Origin of the sequence: Pseudomonas sp. R43(2017), assembly GCF_002112345.1 — a bacterium.
Classification (GTDB): domain Bacteria; phylum Pseudomonadota; class Gammaproteobacteria; order Pseudomonadales; family Pseudomonadaceae; genus Aquipseudomonas; species Aquipseudomonas kribbensis.
On the sequence record NZ_NEHJ01000006.1, the window covers coordinates 317,948 to 341,843 of the forward strand.

The 23,896-nt window shown below is 61.5% G+C and carries 24 protein-coding genes; 7 read left to right on the forward strand and 17 right to left on the reverse strand.

Translation table 11 applies throughout. The annotated features are described in order from the left end of the window. Positions 1–69: 69 nt before the first annotated feature. From CAG02_RS19220 to CAG02_RS19275, 12 genes are all read right to left on the reverse strand, one after another. The gene (locus CAG02_RS19220; protein WP_085710937.1) at positions 70–666 is read right to left on the reverse strand and encodes a nucleotidyltransferase family protein; all 597 of its coding nucleotides are present in this window, start codon (positions 664–666) and stop codon (positions 70–72) included. After that, positions 663–1,640 carry an XdhC family protein gene (locus CAG02_RS19225; RefSeq protein ID WP_085710938.1) on the reverse strand — a complete coding sequence of 326 codons (978 nt, stop codon included), beginning with the start codon at positions 1,638–1,640 and terminating at the stop codon, positions 663–665. Before CAG02_RS19225 ends, CAG02_RS19220 begins: the two co-directional genes overlap by 4 nt. Further along, positions 1,640–3,961 (reverse strand): xanthine dehydrogenase family protein molybdopterin-binding subunit, encoded by a 2,322-nt coding sequence (locus CAG02_RS19230; protein WP_085710939.1) that lies wholly within the window; start codon positions 3,959–3,961, stop codon positions 1,640–1,642. The genes CAG02_RS19225 and CAG02_RS19230 overlap by 1 nt, the downstream gene beginning before the upstream one ends. After that, the gene (locus CAG02_RS19235; RefSeq protein ID WP_085710940.1) at positions 3,958–4,428 is read right to left on the reverse strand and encodes a (2Fe-2S)-binding protein; all 471 of its coding nucleotides are present in this window, start codon (positions 4,426–4,428) and stop codon (positions 3,958–3,960) included. The genes CAG02_RS19230 and CAG02_RS19235 overlap by 4 nt, the downstream gene beginning before the upstream one ends. Positions 4,429–4,673: 245 nt before the next feature. After that, the gene (gene murB, locus CAG02_RS19240; protein WP_085710941.1) at positions 4,674–5,693 is read right to left on the reverse strand and encodes a UDP-N-acetylmuramate dehydrogenase; all 1,020 of its coding nucleotides are present in this window, start codon (positions 5,691–5,693) and stop codon (positions 4,674–4,676) included. Next, a complete protein-coding gene (locus tag CAG02_RS19245; RefSeq protein WP_085710942.1) occupies positions 5,690–6,154 on the reverse strand; it encodes a low molecular weight protein-tyrosine-phosphatase in 465 nt (154 codons plus the stop codon). The genes murB and CAG02_RS19245 overlap by 4 nt, the downstream gene beginning before the upstream one ends. Further along, entirely contained in the window at positions 6,154–6,918 is a 765-nt protein-coding gene (gene kdsB / locus CAG02_RS19250; protein ID WP_074688122.1) for a 3-deoxy-manno-octulosonate cytidylyltransferase, read from the reverse strand. Before kdsB ends, CAG02_RS19245 begins: the two co-directional genes overlap by 1 nt. Continuing rightward, positions 6,915–7,100, reverse strand: coding sequence for a Trm112 family protein (locus CAG02_RS19255; RefSeq protein WP_003179363.1), 186 nt, complete (start codon positions 7,098–7,100; stop codon positions 6,915–6,917). Before CAG02_RS19255 ends, kdsB begins: the two co-directional genes overlap by 4 nt. A 24-nt stretch (positions 7,101–7,124) precedes the next feature. Then, positions 7,125–8,135 (reverse strand): tetraacyldisaccharide 4'-kinase, encoded by a 1,011-nt coding sequence (gene lpxK, locus CAG02_RS19260; RefSeq protein WP_085710943.1) that lies wholly within the window; start codon positions 8,133–8,135, stop codon positions 7,125–7,127. Then, the gene (locus tag CAG02_RS19265) at positions 8,135–8,563 is read right to left on the reverse strand and encodes a biopolymer transporter ExbD (protein WP_085710944.1); all 429 of its coding nucleotides are present in this window, start codon (positions 8,561–8,563) and stop codon (positions 8,135–8,137) included. The genes lpxK and CAG02_RS19265 overlap by 1 nt, the downstream gene beginning before the upstream one ends. Next, complete coding sequence (locus CAG02_RS19270; RefSeq protein WP_162803506.1) at positions 8,560–9,195, reverse strand: MotA/TolQ/ExbB proton channel family protein; 636 nt, start codon at positions 9,193–9,195, stop codon at positions 8,560–8,562. Before CAG02_RS19270 ends, CAG02_RS19265 begins: the two co-directional genes overlap by 4 nt. A gap of 78 nt (positions 9,196–9,273) precedes the next feature. Beyond that, on the reverse strand, positions 9,274–11,517 hold the full coding sequence (locus tag CAG02_RS19275) for a DNA internalization-related competence protein ComEC/Rec2 (protein WP_085710945.1): 2,244 nt from the start codon (positions 11,515–11,517) through the stop codon (positions 9,274–9,276). Between the two features lie 136 nt (positions 11,518–11,653). Here CAG02_RS19275 and CAG02_RS19280 point away from each other — a divergent pair, with 136 nt between their 5' ends. Beyond that, a complete protein-coding gene (locus CAG02_RS19280; RefSeq protein WP_085710946.1) occupies positions 11,654–12,172 on the forward strand; it encodes a DUF2062 domain-containing protein in 519 nt (172 codons plus the stop codon). 54 nt (positions 12,173–12,226) lie between these two features. On the opposite strand, the gene CAG02_RS19285 is transcribed toward CAG02_RS19280, so the two are convergent. From CAG02_RS19285 to CAG02_RS19300, 4 genes are all read right to left on the reverse strand, one after another. After that, on the reverse strand, positions 12,227–13,006 hold the full coding sequence (locus CAG02_RS19285; RefSeq protein ID WP_085710947.1) for an ABC transporter permease: 780 nt from the start codon (positions 13,004–13,006) through the stop codon (positions 12,227–12,229). Further along, positions 13,003–13,935, reverse strand: coding sequence for an ABC transporter ATP-binding protein (locus CAG02_RS19290; protein WP_085710948.1), 933 nt, complete (start codon positions 13,933–13,935; stop codon positions 13,003–13,005). Before CAG02_RS19290 ends, CAG02_RS19285 begins: the two co-directional genes overlap by 4 nt. Positions 13,936–14,066: 131 nt before the next feature. Continuing rightward, entirely contained in the window at positions 14,067–14,690 is a 624-nt protein-coding gene (locus tag CAG02_RS19295) for a glutathione S-transferase family protein (protein WP_085710949.1), read from the reverse strand. A 43-nt stretch (positions 14,691–14,733) separates the two neighbouring features. Beyond that, positions 14,734–15,393 carry a transglutaminase family protein gene (locus tag CAG02_RS19300; RefSeq protein WP_085710950.1) on the reverse strand — a complete coding sequence of 220 codons (660 nt, stop codon included), beginning with the start codon at positions 15,391–15,393 and terminating at the stop codon, positions 14,734–14,736. A 247-nt stretch (positions 15,394–15,640) separates the two neighbouring features. Here CAG02_RS19300 and CAG02_RS19305 point away from each other — a divergent pair, with 247 nt between their 5' ends. Both CAG02_RS19305 and CAG02_RS19310 read left to right on the forward strand, forming a co-directional pair. After that, positions 15,641–18,088: an acyl-CoA dehydrogenase gene (locus CAG02_RS19305; protein ID WP_085710951.1), complete on the forward strand. Its 2,448-nt coding sequence runs from the start codon at positions 15,641–15,643 to the stop codon at positions 18,086–18,088. Positions 18,089–18,162: 74 nt separating this feature from the next. Further along, complete coding sequence (locus CAG02_RS19310) at positions 18,163–18,570, forward strand: PA2817 family protein (protein WP_007950758.1); 408 nt, start codon at positions 18,163–18,165, stop codon at positions 18,568–18,570. A 63-nt stretch (positions 18,571–18,633) separates the two neighbouring features. Here CAG02_RS19310 and CAG02_RS19315 read toward each other — a convergent pair whose 3' ends face one another. After that, a complete protein-coding gene (locus CAG02_RS19315) occupies positions 18,634–19,629 on the reverse strand; it encodes a LysR family transcriptional regulator (RefSeq protein ID WP_085710952.1) in 996 nt (331 codons plus the stop codon). 90 nt (positions 19,630–19,719) lie between these two features. Here CAG02_RS19315 and CAG02_RS19320 point away from each other — a divergent pair, with 90 nt between their 5' ends. From CAG02_RS19320 to CAG02_RS19335, 4 genes are all read left to right on the forward strand, one after another. Then, positions 19,720–20,346, forward strand: a complete 627-nt coding sequence (locus CAG02_RS19320) for a hypothetical protein (RefSeq protein WP_085710953.1) — start codon at positions 19,720–19,722, stop codon at positions 20,344–20,346. Between the two features lie 90 nt (positions 20,347–20,436). Continuing rightward, the gene (locus CAG02_RS19325) at positions 20,437–21,207 is read left to right on the forward strand and encodes a 2OG-Fe(II) oxygenase (protein ID WP_085710954.1); all 771 of its coding nucleotides are present in this window, start codon (positions 20,437–20,439) and stop codon (positions 21,205–21,207) included. A gap of 1 nt (position 21,208) precedes the next feature. Beyond that, positions 21,209–21,847, forward strand: a complete 639-nt coding sequence (locus CAG02_RS19330) for a LysE family translocator (protein ID WP_085710955.1) — start codon at positions 21,209–21,211, stop codon at positions 21,845–21,847. 195 nt (positions 21,848–22,042) lie between these two features. After that, positions 22,043–23,782 (forward strand): dipeptidase, encoded by a 1,740-nt coding sequence (locus tag CAG02_RS19335; RefSeq protein WP_085710956.1) that lies wholly within the window; start codon positions 22,043–22,045, stop codon positions 23,780–23,782. The last annotated feature ends 114 nt before the right edge of the window (positions 23,783–23,896 follow it).

Genomic DNA, 23,896 nt, shown 5'->3' on the forward strand with positions numbered 1-23,896 from the left:
TTCCGAGCGCCAATGAAAAGCCCCGCCTGGTGATCCAGGCGGGGCTTTTTTTATGCCTCGCGGTTTGTATCAGGCCGGCGGAAAAACCAGTGCCTGCGGCTCATCGATATCCCACAGCACGCCAGGATCATCCACGGCAACCTCGACCACCCGCCCTTGCTTGAACAAAGGTCTGGCCCCGCGATCACCGGACAATGCCATCAGTCCGTGCCCAAACGAGCGACCAAATCCGACCGGATGCCCAAACTCGCCACCCTGCACCGGAACACTGACCGCATCGTCGGCAATCGCCGCCACTACCCGCTCAATGCTCGATGGCAGGATGAACGGCATATCACCCAGCACAATCAGCCAGCCATCGGCATCCGGGCAAGCCGCCACACCCGCCGCGATGCTGTCGCCCATCCCCGTAGACTCGATCGAAACAATGTCGCACCCATAAGCCTGCGCCATCCGCATCGCCTGTGGCCGCGCTTCGGTCGTTACCAGTACTCGCTTGTCGAGACTCGCCGGCAGGTTCACCAGCGTCTGCTCGATCACTGAACGCACGGCTCCGTCACGCCCCGTGCAATCGGCCAGCAGCTTGTCCTTGTCGTCACCCGCCACTTCGCGAAAGCGGCTGCCCTCGCCTGCCGCCAGCACAATCACTCCGATGGTTCGACTCATGCTCGCTCTGCCTTCTTCTGCTTCAACTCGACACCATTCTTGATCGCGACGATTTCCGCCAGCAACGACAATGCGATTTCCGCCGGGGAATGACTACCGATCGGCAAACCGATCGGCCCGTGCAATCGAGCGATGGCCGCTTGCGACAAGCCTAGCTCAGCCAGATATTCCCGGCGCTTGAGGCTGTTGACGCGCGAGCCCAGGGCACCGACGTAAAACGCCCTGGAATCCAGCGCCGTCAGCAGCGCCATGTCGTCCAGACGCGGATCATGGGTCAGGGCAACAATGGCGGTGCGCTCGTCGGTCTGAATGCTCAGCACCGCCTCATCCGGCATACCGGGGACAAAGCGGCCATGCTGCTCTTCCCAGTCATACACGAATTCGCTGCGGGGATCGCAGATCAGCACTTCGAAATCCAGCAGTCGCGCCATCTCGGCCACATAGCGCGACAACTGTCCGGCACCGATCAGCAGCAGGCGCCAACGCGGGCCGTAGATGGCACGCAAGGTCTTGCCGTCGAAAACCAATGCATCCGTTTTGCTCGCCGGCGAAAGAATCACTTCACCGCTTTCGAGGTTCAGTTCGCGAGCAACGATTTCATGAGCCTCACAACGTGCCAGCAATTCAGCGACCCACGCCGGATCGCCGACTCGCTCTTCGGTGAGGCGCAAAGTGCCGCCGCACGGCAGGCCGAACCGCGCCGCCTCCTCCCGGGTTACGCCATAGGTGATCAACTGCACCGGCGGCCCGTCGGCGGGAATTCGCCCGTCGTGCAAGCGGGCGATCAGATCGTCCTCGACACAGCCGCCGGACACCGAACCGATCACCACGCCATCCTCACGCAACGCCAGCATCGCGCCGGGGGCCCGGGGCGCAGTGCCCCAGGTCTGCACGACAGTGAACAACACCACCCGCTGCCCGGTGCGGCGCCACTCCAGGACGCTGCGCAGGACATTGAGATCGGCGCTGTCCATCACGCTTGCGCCTTTTGCCAGCCCTGCAACTGGTAACGCACCGGCAGGCTGCGGATGCGCTGGCCGGTCGCGGCGAAGATCGCATTGCACAACGCCGGCGCAATCGGCGGCACGCCCGGCTCACCGACACCGCCCAACGGCACCTCGCCCGGCGGCGTCACCAGATGCACCGCGACTTCCTTTGGCGCCAGCGACATGCGCGCCACTTCATACATATGGAAGTTGTCTTGCTGCACCTTGCCGTCCTTGAAGCTGATCTCGCCCCACACGGCATTGCCCAGGCCCATCACACAGGCGCCTTCGAACTGCGAACGGATCCGCTCGGGGTTGATCTGCGGCCCGCAATCCACGGCGATGTCAGCCTTGTGCACGATCAGCGTGCCGTCGTCCTTGACCTCGACTTCGATCACCGCCGCCACATAGGTGACGAAGCTGTAATGCACTGCCAGGCCGAGGCCACGCCCCTTGGGCAGTTTCCGCCCCCAACCCGCAGCCTTGGCCGCGGTTTCCAGTACGGTGCGCATCCGTCCGGTGTCGATCGGATAACGCTCGGGGGATTCACCGTAGTTCCACTCTTCGCTGAGCGTGCGCGGGTCGATCTGACGATCCGGGCCGAGCAGTTTGATCTGGTACTTGAGCGGATCTTCCTTGGCCTTGTGCGCCAGTTCATCGACGAAGCTCTGGATCGCAAAACCATGGGGAATGTTCGACACCGAGCGATACCAGCCGACCCGCGTATGGACCATGGCCTCGGGGTTTTCCAGGCGTACGTTGGGAATCGCGTAAGCCATGTTGGTGAAGCCCATGCCCAGCTCGAACGCGGCTTCGTGATTCATGCCCGGCGCAAACAGCGCGGTGATGCTCGGCGCCACCGTGCGGTGCAGCCAGGCGGATGGCAAACCATCCTTGCCCACGCCGGCCTTGAGGTATTCGGCGGACACGGTGTGGAAATATGAGTTGTGGATGTCGTCTTCGCGCGTCCACTGGACCCGCACAGCCTTGCCGGGGAACTCCTTGGCAAGGATCGCCGCCTCAACGACAAAGTCCGGCTTGGACTTGCGGCCGAAACCACCGCCGAGCAGGGTCACGTTGAAGGTCACGTTGTCGAACGGCAGACCGAGACGTTCGGCGATCCGCTCACGGGTGACCTGCGGCGCCTGGCTCGGCGCCCAGGCTTCGCACACGCCCTCTTTATAGCGAGCGATGGCCACCATCGGCTCCATCGGTGCCTGTGCCAGATGCGGCAAGTAGTAAGAAGCTTCCAGGGTGCTGGCTGCGCCTCCAATGGCTTTTTCGATGTCGCCGGTGTTGCGCACTACTTTTCCCGGTTTCAGCGAAGCGGCTTCCAGCTCCTTGCGGTAGGCGATCGAGTCGTAACTGGCGTTCGGGCCATCGTCCCACTCGATCTTCAGCGCTTCACGGCCCTTGAGTGCCGCCCAGGTGTTGCTGGCCACCACGGCCACGCCGCCCAACGGCTGGAATTCCGACGGCAGCGGCCGCGGTTCGATCTGGATGACTTTGAGCACGCCCGGCACTTTCAGCGCGGCGCTGTCGTCCACCGACTTGACCTTGCCGCCATACACCGCCGGACGGGCGATCACGGCATACAGCATGCCGTCGAAATGCACGTCGGCCCCGTACACGGCACGGCCATTGACGATGTCATCGCCGTCGATGGCTTTCGTCCCTTCCTTGCCGATGTAACGGAATTCCGACGGCTGCTTGAGCCGCAGGCTGTCACGGCCCGGAACCGGCAACGCACTGGCGGCAGCGGCCAGCTCGCCATAGCCCAACTCGCGCCCGGACGGTGTGTGCATGACTTTATGCAATTGCGCACGGCATTCGCTGACCGGCACCTTCCACTGCGCGGCAGCCGCCTGCTCCAGCATGGTCCGGGCAGCGGCGCCGCAACGACGCATCGGCTCGTACCAATGACGCATGCTGCGCGAGCCGTCGGTGTCCTGGTTGCCGAAACGCACTTCATCGCCCGGCGCCTGTTGCACTTTGACGTGGGCCCAATCGGCCTCCAGCTCATCTGCGACCACCATGGTCAGGCTGGTGCGCACGCCCTGGCCCATTTCCGAGCGGTTGCAGACCACGGTCACCGTGCCGTCGGCGGCGATGCTGACGTAGACCTTCGGATCATCGATCCAGCCATTGGGCATGCCATCGGCGCCGAATTTCTTCGGTTTGTCTTCAGCCAATGCATCCTGCCAGCCCCAGCTCGCGGCCAGCACCAGCGCCCCGGTGGCACCAACACCCTTGAGGAAACCCCGGCGGCTCAGATTGCTCAGGGCGAAATCGTTCGGCAAGCGGCTCATGCCTTGGCCTCCTTCAGGTGAGTGGAGGCCTGGCGGATGGCGGTCTTGATCCGGTTGTAGGTGCCGCAACGGCAGATATTGCCGACCATCGCCTCTTCGATCTGCTCGTCGCTCGGGTTCGGGTTGGTCTTGAGCAACGCAGTGGCGGACATGATCTGCCCGCCCTGACAGAAACCGCACTGGGCCACGGCGGTGTCGAGCCAGGCTTGCTGGACGATCTGGCCGATCGGATCGGCGTGCAGATTGTCGATGGTCGTTACATTCTGCCCGGCCACCGAACCGATCGGCGTGATGCAGCTACGCACCGGCAATCCATCGATATGAATGGTGCAGGCGCCGCACAGGCCCATGCCGCAGCCGAACTTGGTGCCGTTGTAACCGGCGACGTCACGGATCGCCCACAAAAGGGGCATGTCCTCGGTGACATCGAGTGGATGGTCTTGGCCATTGAGTTTCAGGGTAATCATGGGCACGCCCGCATATTCATGGAGGTTATGGGGTCGAGCAATCTGCCGCCGGAAATCAGCGGTGGGTTCACGCAGATCGACTCAGGCTAATGAGGCTCTCTTGTGCCGACGAAAACGTCTGCACCGGGCCTTTGGTGGAGCAAAGGGGTTTATCGTTAGCTGGCTAAGTTAACCCGGGATTAACAAAAAAGCCCTGCACTTTTTAAATAGTGCAGGGCTTTGGATTGCGCCTTGAAAGCGTAGCCTCAATAACGGTTGGGCTCCATTTCCAGCTCGACATTGAAACGTTCTGCAATGTCTTTCTGGATACGTTGCGCCAGATCGAGCAGTTGCAGCCCGGTCGCCGCGCCGTAATTGACCAGCACCAGCGCCTGCAATTTATGCACGCCGGCATCGGCCTCACGGAAACCTTTCCAGCCTGCCCGTTCGATCAACCAACCCGCCGCCAGCTTCATCTGACCGTCCGGTTGCGCATAGGCCACCAGATCCGGATGCTGCGCCTTGATCTGCGCAACCACCGCCGCCGACACCAGCGGGTTCTTGAAGAAGCTGCCGGCATTGCCCAGCACCGCCGGGTCCGGCAGTTTCTCGCTGCGGATGCTGCAAATGGCGCGGCTGACATCTGTCGGCGTCGGCTGCTCGATGCCCTGCTCGGTCAGGCGCTGACGCACCGGGCCGTATTCCAAATGCAGATGGGCGACTCGATTCAGTGCAAAGCGCACCCGCAGGATCAACCAGCGACCCGGATGCTGCTTGAACACGCTGTCACGGTAGGCGAAGTTGCACTCTTCCAGACTGAAGTCGCGCAGCTCGCCGGTCTGACGATCCAGCGCCGTCAGGCCGGCGAACACGTCCTTGATCTCGACACCGTAGGCACCGATGTTCTGCATCGGTGCGGCGCCGACGGTGCCGGGGATCAGACTGAGGTTTTCCAGCCCGGAAAAACCCAGCGCCAGCGTGTGCTGAACAAACGGATGCCACGGCTCACCCGCCTCGGCCTCGATCACCACGCGGTTGCCATCGTCGTTGATGACGCGAATGCCACGGCTGGCCATGCGCAGCACCAGTGCCGGGATGTCCGCCGTCAGCAGCAGATTGCTGCCACCGCCGATTACCAGCAACGGCACATCGTGGACAGACGCATAAGCCAGGGCTTCGCGCACATCGCCGTCGTTGTGGGCTTCGGCAAACAGTTGCGCGCGGACGTCCACGCCAAAGGTGTTGAACGGTTTAAGGGAAACCTGAGGGTGTACCTGCAAACTCATAACCGGCCCTTCACTTCGATCAGCAACCGGTCGCAGGCGCGCTCGATCAGATCCAGCACCTGCTCGAAACCCTGATCGCCGTCGTAATACGGATCCGGCACTTCATCGACTTCGCCTTCATAGCGACGCAGGAACAGGTCCAGCTCGGCCTTGCCGGTAGACGGTTGCAAGGCCTTGAGGTTTCTCAGGTTGCTGTTGTCCATGGCGAGGATCAGGTCGTAGCTGGCGAAATCGGCGCGGCTGACTTGCTGGGCGCGTTGCGCCGACAAGTCGTAACCACGCAGCTTGGCCGCAGCCTGACTGCGTTTGTCCGGCGGATTGCCGACGTGCCAGTCACCGGTGCCGGCGGAAGCCACTTCGACCTGAGCGTCCAGGCCGGCCTCACGCAGCTTGGCGCGCATCACGCCCTCGGCGGTGGGCGAGCGGCAGATGTTGCCCAGGCACACGAACAGAACGCGCATCAGGCCTCCAGCAGGCGACGGACGCGCTCGAGGTCTTCGGCGGTGTCGACTCCGGTTGGCGGCGCGATCAATGCGTCAGCCACATGAATCCGCACGCCGTGCCACAGGGCACGCAATTGTTCGAGGGATTCGGTGTTTTCCAGCCAGCACGGGCCCCAGTTCACGAAGTCCTGAAGGAAACCGGCGCGGTAGGCATAGATGCCGATGTGGCGGCGATACGGCACGCCTTCCGGCAGCACGTCGCGGCTCTTGGCGAACGCGTCGCGCGCCCATGGCAGGGTCGCACGGCTGAAGGTCAGCGCCAGACCGTTGAGGTCGCTGACGACCTTGACCACGTTCGGGTTGAACAGGGTTTCCACGTCCTCGATCGGCTCGGCCAGGGTGGCCATGCGCGCTTCGGTGTGGGCCGCAAGATTGGCGGCGACTTGATCGATCACGCTTGGCGGGATCAGCGGTTCGTCACCCTGGACGTTGACCACGATGGCATCCGGCTCCAGGCCCAGCTTCGCGGCGACTTCGGCCAGGCGATCGGTGCCGGAGTTGTGATCTTCACGGGTCAGCACCACTTCGGCGCCGAAAGCCTTGCAGGCCTCGACGATACGCGCGTCGTCGGTGGCCACGACCACACGGCTGGCGCTGCTTTTGCTCGCCTGTTCCCAGACGTGCTGGATCATCGGCTTGCCGGCGATGTCCAGCAGTGGCTTGCCCGGCAGGCGGGTCGAGGCGTAGCGCGACGGGATGACAACGGTGAAGGCTGTGGTCATTTATCCAGACGCTCGTCGGTGGTCAGGGTGCGGGCTTCGCTTTCCAGCATGACCGGGATGCCGTCACGGATCGGGTACGCCAGGCCGGCGCCCTTGCTGATCAGTTCGGTCTTGTCGGCGCTGAGCTTGAGCGGGCCTTTGCAGACCGGGCAGGCGAGGATGTCGAGCAATTTGGTGTCCATGAACATTCCCTGGATAAAAACGGTTTAAGGCAAAAGACGATCCGGCAACAGGCGCATCAGTTGCGTGTCGAACCAGGCCACGAAGGCCGGCGACGGCACGGCATCGACCGCCAGGTACCACCAGTCGGCGGCAGCGAAGGCGCGGCACTTCACCGCGTCCTTCTCGGTCATCACCACTGGCAATGACGGCGTGAAACTCAAGGCCTGCACGCTGTATTCGGCGTGGTCGGCAAACGCGTGGGGCAAAGGCCGCCAGTCTAGCGCTTCGAGGGTATTGAAGAAACGTTGCGGATTGCCGATCCCGGCGACCGCATGCAGCGACTGCCCGGCTGGAAAATGTTCGAGCGGCTGGCGTTCGCCGCTGAGCAGATTGACCAGCGCCGTGGGTTGCAGACGGAAAGCGAAACCGTCCTCGCGATCCTCAGGAGCGCCGTTGAACAGCACGCCATCGACGCTTTGCAGACGTTCGATCGGTTCACGCAATGGGCCGGCGGGCAGACAGCGCTTGTTGCCCAGCCCACGGGCGGCGTCGATCAGCACCAGCTCAAGATCCCGTGCCAGTCGATAGTGCTGCATGCCGTCATCGGACAGGATCAGGTCCAGCGGCTCACTGGCCAGCAAGGCTTTGACGGCAGCACCGCGATTCGGGTCGATCATCAGCGGCACACCGGTGCGCTGCACGATCAGCAGCGGTTCGTCACCGGCGATGTCGGCGCCGTGATCGGCTTCGACCCGCCACGGCAACTGCGGTGGCTTGGCGCCGTAGCCGCGACTGACCACACCGACCCGCAATCCGCTGCGCCGACAGTGTTCGATCAGCCACAGAATCATCGGCGTCTTGCCGGTGCCACCCACTGTGATATTGCCGACCACGATCACCGGCACTGGCGACTGGTAGATCTCGCCCTCGCCGTCGAGAAAACGCTGACGCTTGCCAGCCACCACGCGGCGATACAGCCACTCCAGCGGCCGCAACAGCGTCAGGGCCGGGTGCCCCTGATACCATGCGGCGAGCAGACGATCGGACATGGCCATCAGGATTTGGGTGCCGCCTCGACCGTGGTCATGCGCAAATGGCTGAAACCGAGCTTGCCGGCCGCGTCCATGGCGGTGATCACGGATTGGTGCTGGGTCTTGCCATCGGCACTGATCGACAATGGCATGTTGGTGTCACCGTTGGCTTCTTTCTGCATGGCTTCCATCAGGGTCGCCAGGTCGTTCTTCGGCAGAATCCTGTTGTTCACCGAGAACACGCCTTCAGCGCTGATGGCGACGTCCAGTTGCTTGACCTGCTGATCCTCGGCCGGTGAGCCGCTGACCGCTTCCGGCAGATCGACGCGCAGCTGGGTTTCGCGGGTGAAGGTGGTGGTCACGACGAAAAACAGCAGCAGAATGAACACCACGTCGATCAACGACGCGAGGTTGATATCGATGGTTTCCCGGGGCTTGCGACGGAATTTCACGCTTTGCCCCCGGCCAGATCGACGTCACGGTCGCCCTGCACCACTTCCACCAGTTTGATCGCTTCCTGCTCCATGCCGACCACCAGTTCATCGATGCGGCGTTGCAGGAAACGGTGGAAGAACACCGACGGAATACCGACCATCAGGCCCGCCGCCGTAGTGATCAGCGCCTTGGAGATACCACCGGCCAATACCGAAGCGTTGGTGGTCATGCCGGAACCGGTGAAGGCGCTGAAAATATCGATCATGCCCAGCACCGTACCCAGCAGACCCAGCAACGGCGACATGGCGGCGATGGTGCCCAGAGCATTGACGTAGCGTTCCAGCTCGTGGATGACCCGGGCGGCGGCTTCTTCAATGCACTCTTTCATGATCTCGCGACCATGCTTGGAGTTGGCCAGGCCCGCGGCGAGGATTTCACCCAGCGGCGAATTGGCGCGCAATTCCTTGAGTTTTTCCTTGTTGAGCTGCTTGTCCTTGATCCAGACCCAGACCTGACCCAGCAGATGCTCAGGGGTGACGCGACTGGCGCGCAGCGTCCACAGGCGTTCGGCGACGATCGCCATGGCGGCGATGGAACTCAGAATGATCGGCAACATCATCCAGCCGCCGGATTTGACCAATTCCCACACAGTGACAGCCCCCTCGAAAAAGTGCGCCACTTTACCATACCGGTTCGCGATAAAGACCCGTCGCCCCGACGACCGTACTCAACGGTGCGCCGCCCCCGGCTGCGGCGGGTCGCGCCAGAACCGGCGTTGCTGACGCATCGACCGGGCCGGCTGAAACCGACCCAGTTGCAGATGAATGGCACCCTGCTCGGCGCTGTCATGGATGCGCAAACCCTGCTTGCGGTAACGGGCGATGACGGTCGGATGCGGATGCCCGAACGAATTGCCCTGCCCCCGGGAGATCAGCACGTCCCGAGGCTGCAAAACCTTCAGCAACGCCATCGATGAGGAACTGCGGCTGCCATGGTGCGGGGCTTGCAGCCACTGATTAGGGACCGCCAACACGCTGTTAAGCAAATCCCGTTCGGCAGCGGTGTCGATATCGCCGGTCAACAGCAATCGCTCGCCGTTGGCTTCGATCTGCAGGACGCAGGAGCGCTGATTGCTGTCTTGGGCACCGGCCCACTGCCATAGATGAAAAGCTACGCCGTCCCACTGCCACTGCCGACCACTTTCACAGGTTTCAGCGTTCAGCGCTTCGGGCAGCCCCGACGGATCGCCGCTGATCACCCGACTGACCGGCAAGCCGCTTGCCACGGCCAGCGCCCCTCCGGCATGGTCGGCGTCGGCATGGCTGAGCAGCATCAGATCGAGTTGCTCCACACCCAGTTTGTGCAAGGCTGGCAGCACCACTCGCTCGCCGACATCGAAATCGCCGAAGCGCGGCCCAGTGTCGTACAGCAATGTGTGATGGCGTGTGCGGATCAAAATCGCCAGCCCTTGGCCGACATCGAGTTGCCAGACGTCCGCCACGCCTTCGGACAGCCGCTCCCGGGGCGGAAATGCCAGCACCAGCAGCAACGGCCAGCCCAGAGGACGCAATGGAATGCCTCGGGGCAGCAATAACAACACGGCACCGATGCACCCCAGCGCCAGGATCCATGCCGGCATCGATGGAGCAACCCACGCCGGCCAGCGCCCGGCGATCAGGGCCAGGGCATGGAACAACCCGTCGACCAGCCCGCCGGCCAACCACAACAGGCCTTCGCCAACATAGGGAATCGGCAACAACAAAGTGCCGAGCAGTGCCGGCGGCAGCACCGCAAAACTGATCCACGGCACCGCCAGCAGATTGGCCAGTGGCCCGCTGAGGCTGATCGGCAGGCCCAGGATCAGCATCACCGGGCATAAACCGATCGCGATCAACCATTGGGCTCGCGTCCAGGTCTGCCACCAGCGCCACGGCCCCAGACGACCGCCGAAGGTAAAAATCAACACAGCCACCGCCGTGAACGACAACCACAATCCCGGGCGCAGACTGGCCAACGGGTCCATCAGCAGCACACCATTGAAGGCCAGCAATAACGGCCACCAGGCACCGAGATGGCGAAAACGCAATCGCCACAGCAACACCAGCGCAACCATCACGCAGGCCCGCCGCACCGGCACATCGAACCCGGCCAGCAAGCCGTAACCCAGCGCCGCCGAGAATGCCAGACCACAGGCCCACGGCAGCCATGGCCAACGTAACGGCCACACACCGAATCGCGCCAGCCCGGCGATCAGCCCGTACATCACCGCCGCCAGCAGACCGATGTGCTGTCCGGAAATCACTAGCAGGTGCACGGTGCCGGTGTCCTGCAGGATCTGCCAGTCCTCGCGACTGAGCCCCGAGCCATCGCCCAGCACCAACGCCGCCAGCGCAGCACCCCGGCCCTGGGTGTCCACCGCCAGCAGACGCTGTCGGATGCCGTCCCGCCAGGCCCACTGCGCCGCCGCCAGCCGGTTGCCGTCCTTCACCGTGCCGGTGGCGCCGATGCGTTGCGCCAACAGCCAGGCCTCGTAATCGAAGGCATCGGGATTGAGCAGCCCGCCGGGACGTTTGAGTTTGACCGCCAACCGCCAGCGCTCGCTGCTGTTGACCGGTGGCCCGTCGTACCAGGCCAGACGCATCAGCGAAGGCAGTTTCCCGTGACGGGAACGGGCATCGGCCAACTCGAAGCGCACGACCCCGTCGCCGCCCTGCGGCAGGCCGACTATCCGTCCTTCCACCCAGCGCGTCTCGCCGTCCAGCTCCGCTGGCAGTCGCTCATTCAGCGCCCATTGCGCGGCTATGCACGACCAGGCGAAGCCGAACAGCAAAAATGCCAGCGGATAACTGCGAAACGGCAACAGCATCAGTGCCACCACCGGCAGCCACAGCATCCACCCGACCGGCGGCAAGGCCGGCAAAAAAACCGGGGCTAGCAGACCGACTGCCAGCGCCATCATCCCTGTGCGCATACGCCCGTCCTTGAGAGTCCCCTCTTCAGGCATAGCCCCTGTGGGGCACAGGCGTCGTCAACAATTGTCACAAAGTCTGAATGGGCGCTTCGTAGAATCCAGACATACTTGCCGCCTTAACCGACCGAGAAGCCTTATGCCCCGGCGCTTATTCAAACGTTACATGCCCGACCCGACGAGCATCAGGGAACACAAATCCTTACGCTTTCTCGGCAAGTTGCTGCATGACCCGAACCTCTGGCACCTGAACCGGCACTCGGTGGCCCGGGCCATGGCGGTTGGCATTTTTGCGGCTTTCCTGCCGATTCCCGCGCAGATGCTGGTGGCCGCCGCACTGGCCATCACCGTGCGCGGAAACATGCCGATTGCCGTCAGCCTGGTCTGGCTGACCAATCCGGTCACCATGCCGCCGGTGTTCTACTGCACCTACAAAGTCGGGGCGTGGCTGATGGACATCCCCGCCCGTACCTTGCCGGACTCTCTGACCTGGGAGTGGATCAGCGGCGAACTCTCGACCCTGTGGCAACCGTTCCTGCTCGGTTCGGTGGTGGTCGGGCTGGCGCTGGGCGCCCTCGCCTATTGTCTGGTGATGTTGTACTGGCGCTGGTGGGTCGCCCGGCAATGGGCGCGACGCAAGAAAAGTCGCCAGTCGTGAATGCAAAACGGCCTCCGCAGTGGGAGGCCGTTTTTTATTGCAGCGCCGAATGGATCAGGTACGCATACCGCGACCGCTCACCAGCAACCGCGCACAACCGAAGTAAAGCACCACGGTCGCCACCAGCATAAAGGTGATCGCGATACCGATGCGGATATCCGACACACCGAGAATGCCGTAACGGAAGGCGTTGACCATGTGCAGCACCGGGTTGGCCAGCGACACGGTCTGCCAGAACGGCGGCAGCAAGGTGATCGAGTAGAACACGCCACCGAGGTAGGTCAGCGGCGTCAGCACGAACGTCGGGATGATCGAAATATCATCGAAGTTGCGCGCAAACACGGCGTTGATGAAACCGAGCAGCGAGAAGATCGTCGCCGTCAGCACCACCACCAGGACGGTAACGCCCAGGTGATGCACCTGCAGGCTAGTGAAGAACAACGACAGGATCGTCACGATGACGCCGACCATCAGTCCCCGCAGTACGCCGCCGAGGGTGTAACCGATCAGGATGGTGTGCGGCGACACCGGCGACACCATCAGTTCTTCGATGGAGCGCTGGAACTTGCTGCCAAAGAAACTCGACACCACGTTGCCATAGGAGTTGGTGATCACCGACATCATGATCAGCCCCGGCACGATGTACTCCATATAACTGAAGCCACCCATGCCGCCGATCTGCTTGCCGATCAGGTTGCCGAAGATCACGAAGTACAGAACCATGGTGATCGCCGGCGGCAGCAGGGTCTGCGGCCAGATCCGGGTGAAGCGCCGGACTTCGCGGTAAACGATGGTGTTGAGGGCGACGAGGTTGGGGCGCAGTTCGGAACTCATACCGCCACCTTCGACAGATTTTTCTCCACCAGGGACACGAACAGCTCCTCGAGGCGATTAGTTTTATTGCGCAGGCTCAGCACTTCGATGTTCTGCAGGGCCAACTGGCCGAACAGCGCGGTGATGCCCATGGACTTGTCGACCTGGACTTCCAGGGTGTGCGCGTCTACCAGACGGGCCGGATAGCCGGCCAGCTGCGGTGCAACCGCCAGATCGTTCTTCAGGTCGAGCAGGAAGGTTTCCACATGCAGTTGCCCGAGCAGCTGACGCATGCTGGTGTTCTCGACAATGGTGCCGTGGTCGATGATGCCGATGTTGCGGCACAACTGTTCAGCCTCTTCCAGGTAATGGGTGGTGAGGATGATGGTGATGCCTTTCTGGTTCAGCTCGGTGAGGAAGGTCCACATCGAGCGGCGCAGTTCGATGTCGACGCCGGCAGTCGGTTCGTCGAGGATCAGCAGGCGTGGCTCGTGCACCAGCGCCCGGGCGATCATCAGACGGCGTTTCATGCCGCCGGACAACGAACGCGACGGCACATCGCGCTTGTCCCACAGGCCGAGCTGGGTCAGGTACTGCTCGGCGCGTTCCTTGGCGATTTTCGCCGGAATGCCGTAATAGCCGGCCTGGGTCACGACGATGTCGAAAGTCTTTTCGAACTGGTTGAAGTTGAATTCCTGGGGCACCACGCCGATCGAGCGCTTGAGCGCCGCCGGGTTCTTGTCCAGGTCGTGACCGAAGATATTCACCGTGCCGCTGGTCTTGTTCACCAGGGTCGAGAGAATGCCGATGGTCGTGGATTTGCCGGCGCCGTTGGGGCCGAGCAACGCGAAGAAGTCACCTTCAGCGACGTCCAGATCGATACCACTCAAGGCCTGGAACCCGTTGCCGTAGGTTTTGGTTAGCTGCCGGATGGACAGAGCGGAACTCATATCGGATTACGCACCAAGAAGAGAAAAAGGACTGAATGACGGCGGGCGGCGAGGGAGACAACCGCGGCGCACAAGCGCAATGGTGCTTGCCGCCGCCGCACAAGTACAGTCAAGTGTGTCGATAGTAGGTATTAAGTCAACGCGGTCATGACGGCTTTGCGATACGCCGGACGCTGCTTCAGTCGCGCGTACCAGGCTTCCAGATGCGGCATCGGCGCACGCTCGATCGGCATCTCGAACCAGGCATAAATGAAACTGCCGAGCGGAATGTCGCCCATGCCGATTTCACTGCCGGACAGGTATGGCTGGTTTTTCAGGGCCTGATCGGCCATGGCCAGCAAACCTTCGCATTCCTTGATCGCGGCATGGATCGCCGGCCAGTCCTGCTTGTCCGCCGGGGTGCGCAGAACGCCCCAGAACACCGTGCGGAAAGGACCTGCGAAACTGGACGTGGTCCAGTCCATCCACTTGTCGGCGATGGCGCGGGTCTGCAGATCCGCCGGATACCACGGGGTGTTCGCCGCATGCCGGGCCAACAGGTAGCGAACGATGGCATTGGACTCCCACAACACAAAACCGTCGTCTTCGATCACCGGCACCCGACCGTTCGGGTTCATCGCCCGGTACTCCGGCGTATCGACCACGCCGAACGCGCCACCGGCATCGATCGCCTCATAGGCCAGCCCGAGCTCTTCGGCCGCCCACAACGGTTTTCTGACATTCGACGAATTCTTGCGACCCCAGATCTTCAGCATGACCGCCTCTTTTCCATTGAGTGGGCGAGCAGCATACGCCGGATCAGCGGCTGCCGACATCACCGCGCAGGTCACTGGACAGTGGCGTCTGCCGATCGTTGAACAGGTGCGGATAGCATTTCTGCAGATGTTCGAAGAAAAAGGATTCCGGTACATCGGCGAACTGGCCGTGATCGACCAGGTACTCCATCAGTAGCGCGCCATCGCTGTTGTATGGGTGGAAAACGCTGTCGTTCATGCCGTCGAATTCCAGCGGCGCAACGTTGAACATTTCGCAGAGCTTCTGGTTGAACGCGGGCGTGGCTTTCACCCAGCGATCGTTGAGAAACAGCTCGGTATAACCATGCATGGCGAACACTTCGCTTCTCAGCAGTTCAAGCAGACGCGGCGTCGACAGGTGATTTTTCACATCCGCCAGACCGATGCGTGCGGGGATCCCGCAATGGCGCGCGCAACCGGCGAGCAGAGTGGCCTTGGGCACGCAATAACTTTCGCCCGCCGCCAGCGCGTAGCTGCCGCGCAAGGTCTGCGGGTCGCGGCTGAAGGTGTACATGTTGTAACGCACCGCCTCGCGCACGGCGTAATAAAGACTGATCGCCTGCGCGCGGGGGTCGCGGCTGGCACCACGGTGCCGTTCTGCGAACTCCATCACCGAGGGGTGGTCACTATCGATGAAGCGGCCGGGGCTCAGATACTCGCGCATGACGACATTCTCCTGGGTGAACCCGGAGTCTAGCGAGAGGATCAGCACAGAGATAACGACGTTTCGGCCAAACATGGACGCAAAGCCGCGGAGTCTGCGAACGATTTCCTACGCGTGTTGCCCACCGAAACTACAAAAGCCATCCAGGGTTTCCCACGATTTAGATCAGCTTGCTCTGACCGCCCCGTTTTGCAGATGCCGTCTAAGCTCTGGAGGGTCGTTCGCCCTGGTTCACGGAGGATTGAATATGCTGTTGTTGTGGATACTGGTTCTGATCGTCGGCGTGGCGTATCTGACCCACCGGCGCATCGCCCCGCTGCCGGCACTGGGCATCGTCGCGGCCTATTTGCTGGCGATGGGTATTTTCAGCCACGCGCCAGGCTGGTTGCTGCTGATCTTCTGGGTCGTACTGGCCATCGTCGCGGCTCCGTTGCTGCTGCCGGATCTGCGCCGCAAACACTTCAGCGCGCCGCTGTTCAGCTGGTTCCAGAAAACCCTGCCGCCGATGTCGCAGACCGAGCGCGATGCAATCGACGCAGGCACCGTGTGGTGGGACGGCGAACTGTTCAGCGGTCGCCCGGACTGGGAAAAACTGCTGTCCTACCCCAAGGCGCAACTGAGCGACGAGGAACAGGCCTTCATCGACGGCCCGACCGAAGAACTCTGCGCGATGGTCACCGACTGGCAGATCGGCCAGTCGATGGACTTGCCGCCCGAAGCCTGGACCCACATCAAGGAACACGGTTTCTTCGCCCTGATCATTCCCAAGGAATTCGGCGGCAAGGGCTTCTCCACCTACGCCCACTCTCAAGTGGCGATGAAACTGGCAACCCGCAGCGGCGACCTCGCTTCTACCGTGATGGTGCCCAACTCCCTCGGCCCGGCCGAACTGCTGCTGCATTACGGCACCGACGAACAGCGCAATCATTACCTGCCACGACTGGCCCGGGGCGACGACATTCCGTGCTTCGCGCTGACCGGCCCGCTCGCTGGTTCCGACGCCGGCGCCATGCCCGACACCGGGATCATCTGCAAGGGTGAATGGGAAGGCCAGGAAACCCTCGGCCTGCGCCTGAACTGGGAAAAACGCTACATCACCCTCGGCCCGGTCGCGACCCTGCTCGGCCTCGCCTTCAAGGCCTATGACCCGGATCACCTGCTGGGCGACAAGGAAGACCTGGGCATCAGCCTGGCGCTGATCCCGACCGATACTCCCGGCGTGGAAATCGGCCGTCGCCACCTGCCGCTGGGCGCTGCGTTCATGAACGGCCCCAACTCCGGCAAGGACGTGTTCATCCCGCTGGACTTCCTCATCGGCGGCCAGGACATGCTTGGCAAGGGCTGGATGATGTTGATGAATTGTCTGTCGGTCGGGCGTTCGATTTCGCTGCCGGCGGTGGGTACCGGTGCGGCCAAGTTCACCAGTCTGGTGACCGGGCAATACGCGCAGATCCGTGAGCAGTTCAATGTTCCGCTGTCAGCGTTCGAAGGCATTCAGGAAGCCATGGCCCGCATCGGCGGCAATGCGTGGATGATGGATGCTGCGCGGATGCTGACCGCCAACGCGGTGGATCTGGGCGAGAAGCCTTCGGTGCTGTCGGCGATCCTCAAGTATCACCTCACCGAACGCGGCCGCGAGTGCATCAGCCACGCCATGGATGTGCATGGCGGCAAGGCGATCATCATGGGCCCGAACAACTACCTGGGCCGCAGCTGGAACGGTGCGCCGATCTTCATCACCGTGGAAGGCGCGAACATTCTTTCGCGCAACCTGATGATCTTTGGCCAAGGCGCGATCCGCTGCCATCCGTTCGTGCTCAAGGAAATGGCCCTCGCCGGACGCGAGGACAAGGATCAGGCACTCAAGGAGTTCGATGGCCTGCTGCTCAAGCACATCGGATTTGCCGTGAGCAACGCCGCCAGCACACTGGTGCTGAACTTGGGTTTCGGCCACTTCGAACACGCGCCGGGAGACAAACTCAGCCAGGGTTACTTCCGCGCGCTCAACCGGCAGGCTGCCGCGTTTGCCATGCTGGCCGACCTGAGCATGATGCTGCTGGGCGGCGAACTGAAACGCCGCGAGCGGTTGTCGGCCCGTCTGGGTGACGTGCTGAGCAACCTGTATCTCGCCTCCGCAGCGCTCAAGCGTTATCACGACCTCGATTCCCCGGCGTACATGGAACCGCTGTTCAGATGGGCCATGGAAGAAAGCCTCGGCCAGTCGGAAAAGGCCCTGGATGAACTGCTGACCAACTTCCCGAACCGGGTTTTCGGCTGTCTGTTGCGGGTGATCGTGTTCCCGTTCGGTCGTCGTCACAAAGGCCCGTCGGACAGACTCGGTGCCGAGGTGGCCGGCGTCATCGGTCGGGCCAAGGGCGATCCGGCGCTGGAAGAACTACTCGCCGGCTGCTATCGCCCGCAATCGGCGGACGATGCGGTCGGTGCACTGCAACACGCCTGTGATCAGTTGAACGCCGCGCAACCCTTGCACAAAAAGCTGCATACGTCGCTCAAAAGTGGCCAGGTCAAACCGGTCGCCGGCGAACACGCCATCGATGCGGCACTGGAAGCCGGGGTGTTGCAGGCGGTGGAAGCCCAGACCCTGCGTGATGCGGAAGCGGCGCGGCGCAAGGTGATCGATGTCGATGACTTCGACAAAGAGGAGCTGAAACCGGCGGACGGCAAAATCCGCTGATCCCTTCAATCAGTGAAAAACGGGCGCAGGGGCTTTATACTCCCGCGCCCGTTTTGCTCTTGAGGACTTATCTCGTGTCCAACGTCGTTGCCGATCATCTGGTTTTGCTCGACCACCTGCGCAGTATCCTGGTCGCCGTAGGTGAGGCCGATCAGGTTCCCGAAGAAAGCCATGCCCTGTTCCTGGAGCGTTTCGACGAACTGCTGGCGTCACTGCCGATCGAGCCGATCGAAAGCCAATACCTGGGCCAGGACATCCTGACTCAAGTGATTACCCGTTATCCGCAGATTGCCCACCTGATCCCGCGGGATCTGCTGTGGTTCTTCGCCGGCGACTGCCTGCATTACCTGTCCGATGAAGAAATCGACATGTATCAGGCACTGGAAGAACGTCGCTACGAAGCTGAACAGAACGACGAACCGTTCGACTGGAATCAGGAAAAACAGCTGCTGGCGATGTCCGCCCAGGACAGCAAGCACTGATTTTCGCCAGACAATGAAAAGGCCCGCATGGTGATCCATGCGGGCCTTTTTTTTGCGTCGCCGTTACAGCAACCCTTCCCCCTCCGGCAATTCGTACTCGGCCAACGATTTTGCAGCGTTGGGTTTTCCCGGTTTGCTCAATGTCGGCTCCTTCTCCAGGCACTCCACCAGATAGTCGATGAACACCCGCAGCTTCGGTGGCAGATAACGCGTCGGCGAATGCAGCAACCACAACCCGCCGTGGTAGGACGCCAGGAATGTCCAGTCCGGCAGAACCTGCACGACCAACCCCTGTTCCAGGGCATAGCGAGCCGTGAAATACGGCAGGCTGCCGATACCAATATGCTGCAACACAGCGCCCAGACGCACGCCGGTGTGATTGGCGGCATACCGGCCACGCACGCCGACCGTCACTGCCTTACTGCCCTTCTTGAATTTCCAGCGCGCATCGCTCGGGGTTTCGCCCAGGTAGATACAGCTGTGATTGAGCAAGTCATGGGGATGCGTCGGCGTGCCATGTTCGGCCAGGTATTGCGGCGTCGCACAGAGCAAATGGTCGATGGTCAGCAATTGCCGCCCGACCAGTCCTGCCGGCGGCCGCTCCGTGATGCGAATCGCAAGGTCGACATGATCGTCGATGAGATCCACCTGCCGGTCTTCCAGCAGCAACTCCACATCAACCTTCGGATAACGGCGTAGAAACTCCGGCATATGCGGATGAATCACGAAGCGTCCGACCGCTTTCGGCACACTGACCCGCACCAGGCCTTCGGCTTCGTGGGTGAACTGACCGCTGATTTCCATCACCGAGCGGGCCGCGCTGACCATTTCCTGACAGCGCTTGAACACCTCTTCCCCTCCATCGCTCAGACGCAATTTGCGCGTTGTGCGTTGCAGCAGCCGCGTGGCCAATGCCTTTTCCAGCCGGGAAATACTGCGGCTGACCGCCGAGGGTGATGAGCCCAATTGACGAGCGGCTTCGGAGAAGCTGCCGGTCTCCACGACCTTGACGAAAATCGCCATTTCACCGAGCAACGGCAGAGGAAGATTTATGCTCACAGCGCAACAGTCCTTTGATGTTTGAACGGATTATCACGTTATTGCACGATTCATATAATTAAAAAAGAAACTTTAATAAGGGCATGGAATATGACGCTTCGCCTCTTTTTCCATAGTGATGACCTCAAGGCCAATGTGGAAGTCCTCGACTGCACGCCCCACGAGAACGAATTCGCTGTGGTGCTGCGCGCCACTCTGTTTCACCCGCAAGGTGGCGGGCAGCCTTGCGATACGGGCTGGATCGGCGACAGCCAGGTCTTGCGTGTCGTACAGGAACCGGACCGGATCATTCATTTCGTCGACCAGCCGGTACCACTGGGCATGACCCAGATCCGCATCGATGAAGAGCGTCGCCGCTTCAACACCCGCATGCACTCCGCCGGGCATTTGATCGGCCACTTTGTTCAGGCCATGGGCTGGATGCCGATCAAGGCACACCACTGGCCGGACGAAGGCCGGGTGCAATTCAAGCCCGGGGATTGTGCTCAGGACGTCGATGCGCAAACCGTTCAATACGGCATCGGGCAATGGATCGAACACGACCTGCCCCGCCTGACGTCCCTGCGCGAAGGCGCGCGGGAAATCGGCTTCGGTGAACTGCCGGCCTACGGCTGCGGCGGCACCCATGTACGCAGCCTGAAGGATCTGGGCACAGTCACGATCGCGTCCCTTTCGCAGAAGAAGGGCACGCTGTCCGTCCACTACAACGTGGATTGAGGATTTCGGACGCTGCCGGTTGCAGCGTCCGACGCCGGGGGAACCGCATTCGCCGGTTCCGTTGACTACTCGTTAGATGGACCTGAAACCATGATGCTTGACGTCGAGCGTCTCGATGAGACGTGCATAAAAAAACTGGCCAACGAAGAAGTCCTCGCCATCCGCGTCAAAGGCTTTTTGCCTGAAGACCAGGCGATCCGGATTGGCGACAAGATACTCGAGCCCGGCTTCGAGGGTTACATCAACGCGCCCAGCATTGGCCGCATCGGCATGGCGTTCTATGAGGCGGAAAACCAGCCGTTGCTGATCGAGGATTACTTCGAACGCGCCACCGGCAACATTGCCGAACTGCGCAATCGCTGTGCGCCCTACTCCTCGCCGATCGATACCCTGCGCTGCATGCTCGACGAATCCTGGCCGGCAGGTGCCCATCTGGAAAACCTGTACGGACGCAAGATGTACGTCGGTCTGTCACGGGTGGTCAAACCCGGCGTCTGCTTCCTCGCCCACCACGACATTTTCGCCAAGGATGCGCCGGAGAGTTTCCAGGCCCGCAGCCTGGAGGCGCAATTCGCCTGCAACGTCTACCTGAACATGCCGACCGAGGGCGGCGCGCTGCAGATGTGGGAAGACGACATTTCACCGGACCGCTTCGATGAAATGCGCGGCGACAGCTATGGCATCGACCCGGCACTGCTAGGCCCACCCGCCCTTGAAGTTCGCCCGGAACCGGGGGATTTCATCATGTTCAATTCGCGTCGCATGCACTCGGTAACGCCGGGCGTGGCAGATCCGCGCTTGAGCCTTTCGTTTTTTGTCGGCTATCGCGGCAATGCATCACCCCTGACTTTCTGGAGCTGAAATGACATCGAATTACCTGGGCGAGTTTCTGGCGCTGGCTACCATCCACTTTCTCGCCGTGGTCGCTCCCGGCCCGGACTTCGCCGTGACCATTCGCCAGAGTGTGCGTTTCGGGCGGCTGGTCGGCATCTGCACGGCACTGGGCATCGGCGCGGGGATTTCCGTGCACGTGCTGTATACCCTGCTGGGCGTCGGCGCCTTGATGCACACCACGCCGTGGCTGCTGACGGTGGCCAAGGTCGTGGGCGGCGCTTACATTTTCTACCTCGGTATCAGCCTGATCCGCAGCAAACCCAAGACAACGCTGGAAGGCGAAAAGACCAGCGATGAACCGCTGGTCGAACAATCGCTGTTCAAGGCGTTTTCCACCGGTTTCCTGACCAACGCCACCAACCCCAAGGCCACGCTGTTTTTCCTGGCGATCTTCACCACGATCATCAGCGCCAGCACGCCGCTGGAAATTCAGGCCCTGTACGGGCTGTGGATGTGCAGCGTGAACGCGTTGTGGTTCGTGATCGTTGCGTTGTTCTTTTCGAGCAGCAAAGTGCGGCTGTTGTTCATGCGCATGGGCCATTGGTTCGAGCGCAGCATGGGGGTGATTTTGATCCTGTTTGCCGGGCGACTGGTGTTGTCGATGTAAACATGCTGATCGGAGAAGCCCGTTCCAGACAGATTGGACGGGCTTTTTCGATTCTGCGCCGCTTTTGCATTTCTGTGCGACGCGTCCCACTTCGGGGGCTCCCCTATCACTCGCTTGCAGTGTTAGTTTGCGAAACCGTCTGACGCATCGCTCAGACACTTCCTACTTACCACCTGCAAAGGAATGCCCTTAGCAATGGATTTTTCACTCAAGCAACTGGCCGCGTCGACCCTGATTCTGGCCAGCCTTTCGTCTGTGACACTGCCCGCCCACGCCAACATCACACCGCAGCAAAGCGCGACCATCCTCAAGACATTCAGCGATGCCAAGGTCAGTGATTTCCGCCAGTTCCTCGGCGAAGTGGCCAAGAGCGACCTGAGCAAGACCGACGACCTGCGCCCTTCCATCAGCGCGTTTCTCGACAACAAGACACTGACTGCCGAGCAGCAAAACGAAATCTATCGCCTGCTGGGCCTCTACACCCGGGCGAAATACGGCAAGGCCGCTCTCGAAACCCTCCGCGAACTGGTGGAGATCCCGACTGATCGCAAAGAGGGTGTCGCCCAGCACGAGAATCCTGAATTCATCAAGATCGCCGCCAAGATCAAGGACCTGGCCGAGTCCTTTGGTTTGAACTACCGAAACATCGACAACCGTGTCTACGAGATCTCTCTCGACGGCAGCGGCAAGGAAGTCGTGGGCATTCACGCGCACGCCGACGTGGTGCCAGTGACACCGGAAAACTGGGTGCTGAAGGACGGCACCAAACTCGACCCGTTCAAGGTCACGCTGATCGGCGACCGCATGTACGGCCGTGGCACCGAGGACGACAAAAACGGCATCGTGGTGACGCTGTATGCCATGAAGGTGATCAAGGAAGAAAAGCTGCCGCTGGCCCGCAATTTCAAACTGCTGGTGGACACCACCGAAGAAACCACCGGCGACGCGATTCCTTACTACTTCGAACGCAACCCGACGCCCGAGTACAACCTGGCGCTGGATGGCGGCTACCCCGTGGTGATCGCCGAGAAAGGCTACGGCACGGTCATGGCCAAATTCGCCAAGCGCAAGGCCGAGGGCAAAGGCGCGGAGCTGATCTCGATGACCGGCGGCATGGCGACCAACCAGATTCCATCGGTTTCGGTCGTCACTCTGTTGACAGACAAGCCTGCTGAACTGGCCGCCAGCCTGCAAAAGGCCGGTAACGAATACGCTAAACAACATGGCGGCGATTTCGAAGTAAATGCCAAGGTCGATGACAAGGACGTGAAACTCAGCGTTACCGGCGTGTCCGCGCACTCTTCCGAGCCTGAATCCGGCGTCAACCCGGTCGCCCGCATGCTGGACTTCATCCACAGTGTGGATGGCAAGATCGCGTTCAAACACAACCACATCACCGATGCTGCCCGTTACGCCGCCGACAACTGGGGCCTGGACTACAAGGGTGGCAAGCTGGGCGTCGGTTTCGCCGATGACTTCATGGGCCCGCTGACCACCTCGCTGACCTATGTCGGGATGGACGACAAGACCTTCAAACTCGCGGTCAACCTGCGCGTGCCGAAGGGCAAATCGCCGGAAGTGCTCAAGACCGAAATCGCCGACAAACTGGCGGCCTGGAGCAAGAAAACCCACGTCGCGGTCAACTTCGATTACTCGATCGCCGAGCCGATGTACCGCAACCCTGAAGGCGAGTGGGTCAAAGCGCTGCTGGCCGTGTCCACCGAAAATCTGGGCATGAAACACGAGTTCGGCACCTCTGCCGGCGCCACCTCGGTGCATGAACTGCCCAACGGTGTGCAATTCGGTCTGGCCCGACCTGAGGTCAAATACACCGGTCACACCGACGGCGAGTTCAAGACCGTTGACCAGTTCCTGCTGGACCTGCAGATCGTTACCGAAATGATGGGACGGATCGGGCAACTGCCGAAACTTTGATCGCGACACCGGCCCGCCACCTTGGCGGGGCCACAAAAAAGGACCGTGAGGTCCTTTTTTTATGGCGCGACAAATAACGCACAAACAAAAACGCCGCTCATCACTGAGCGGCGT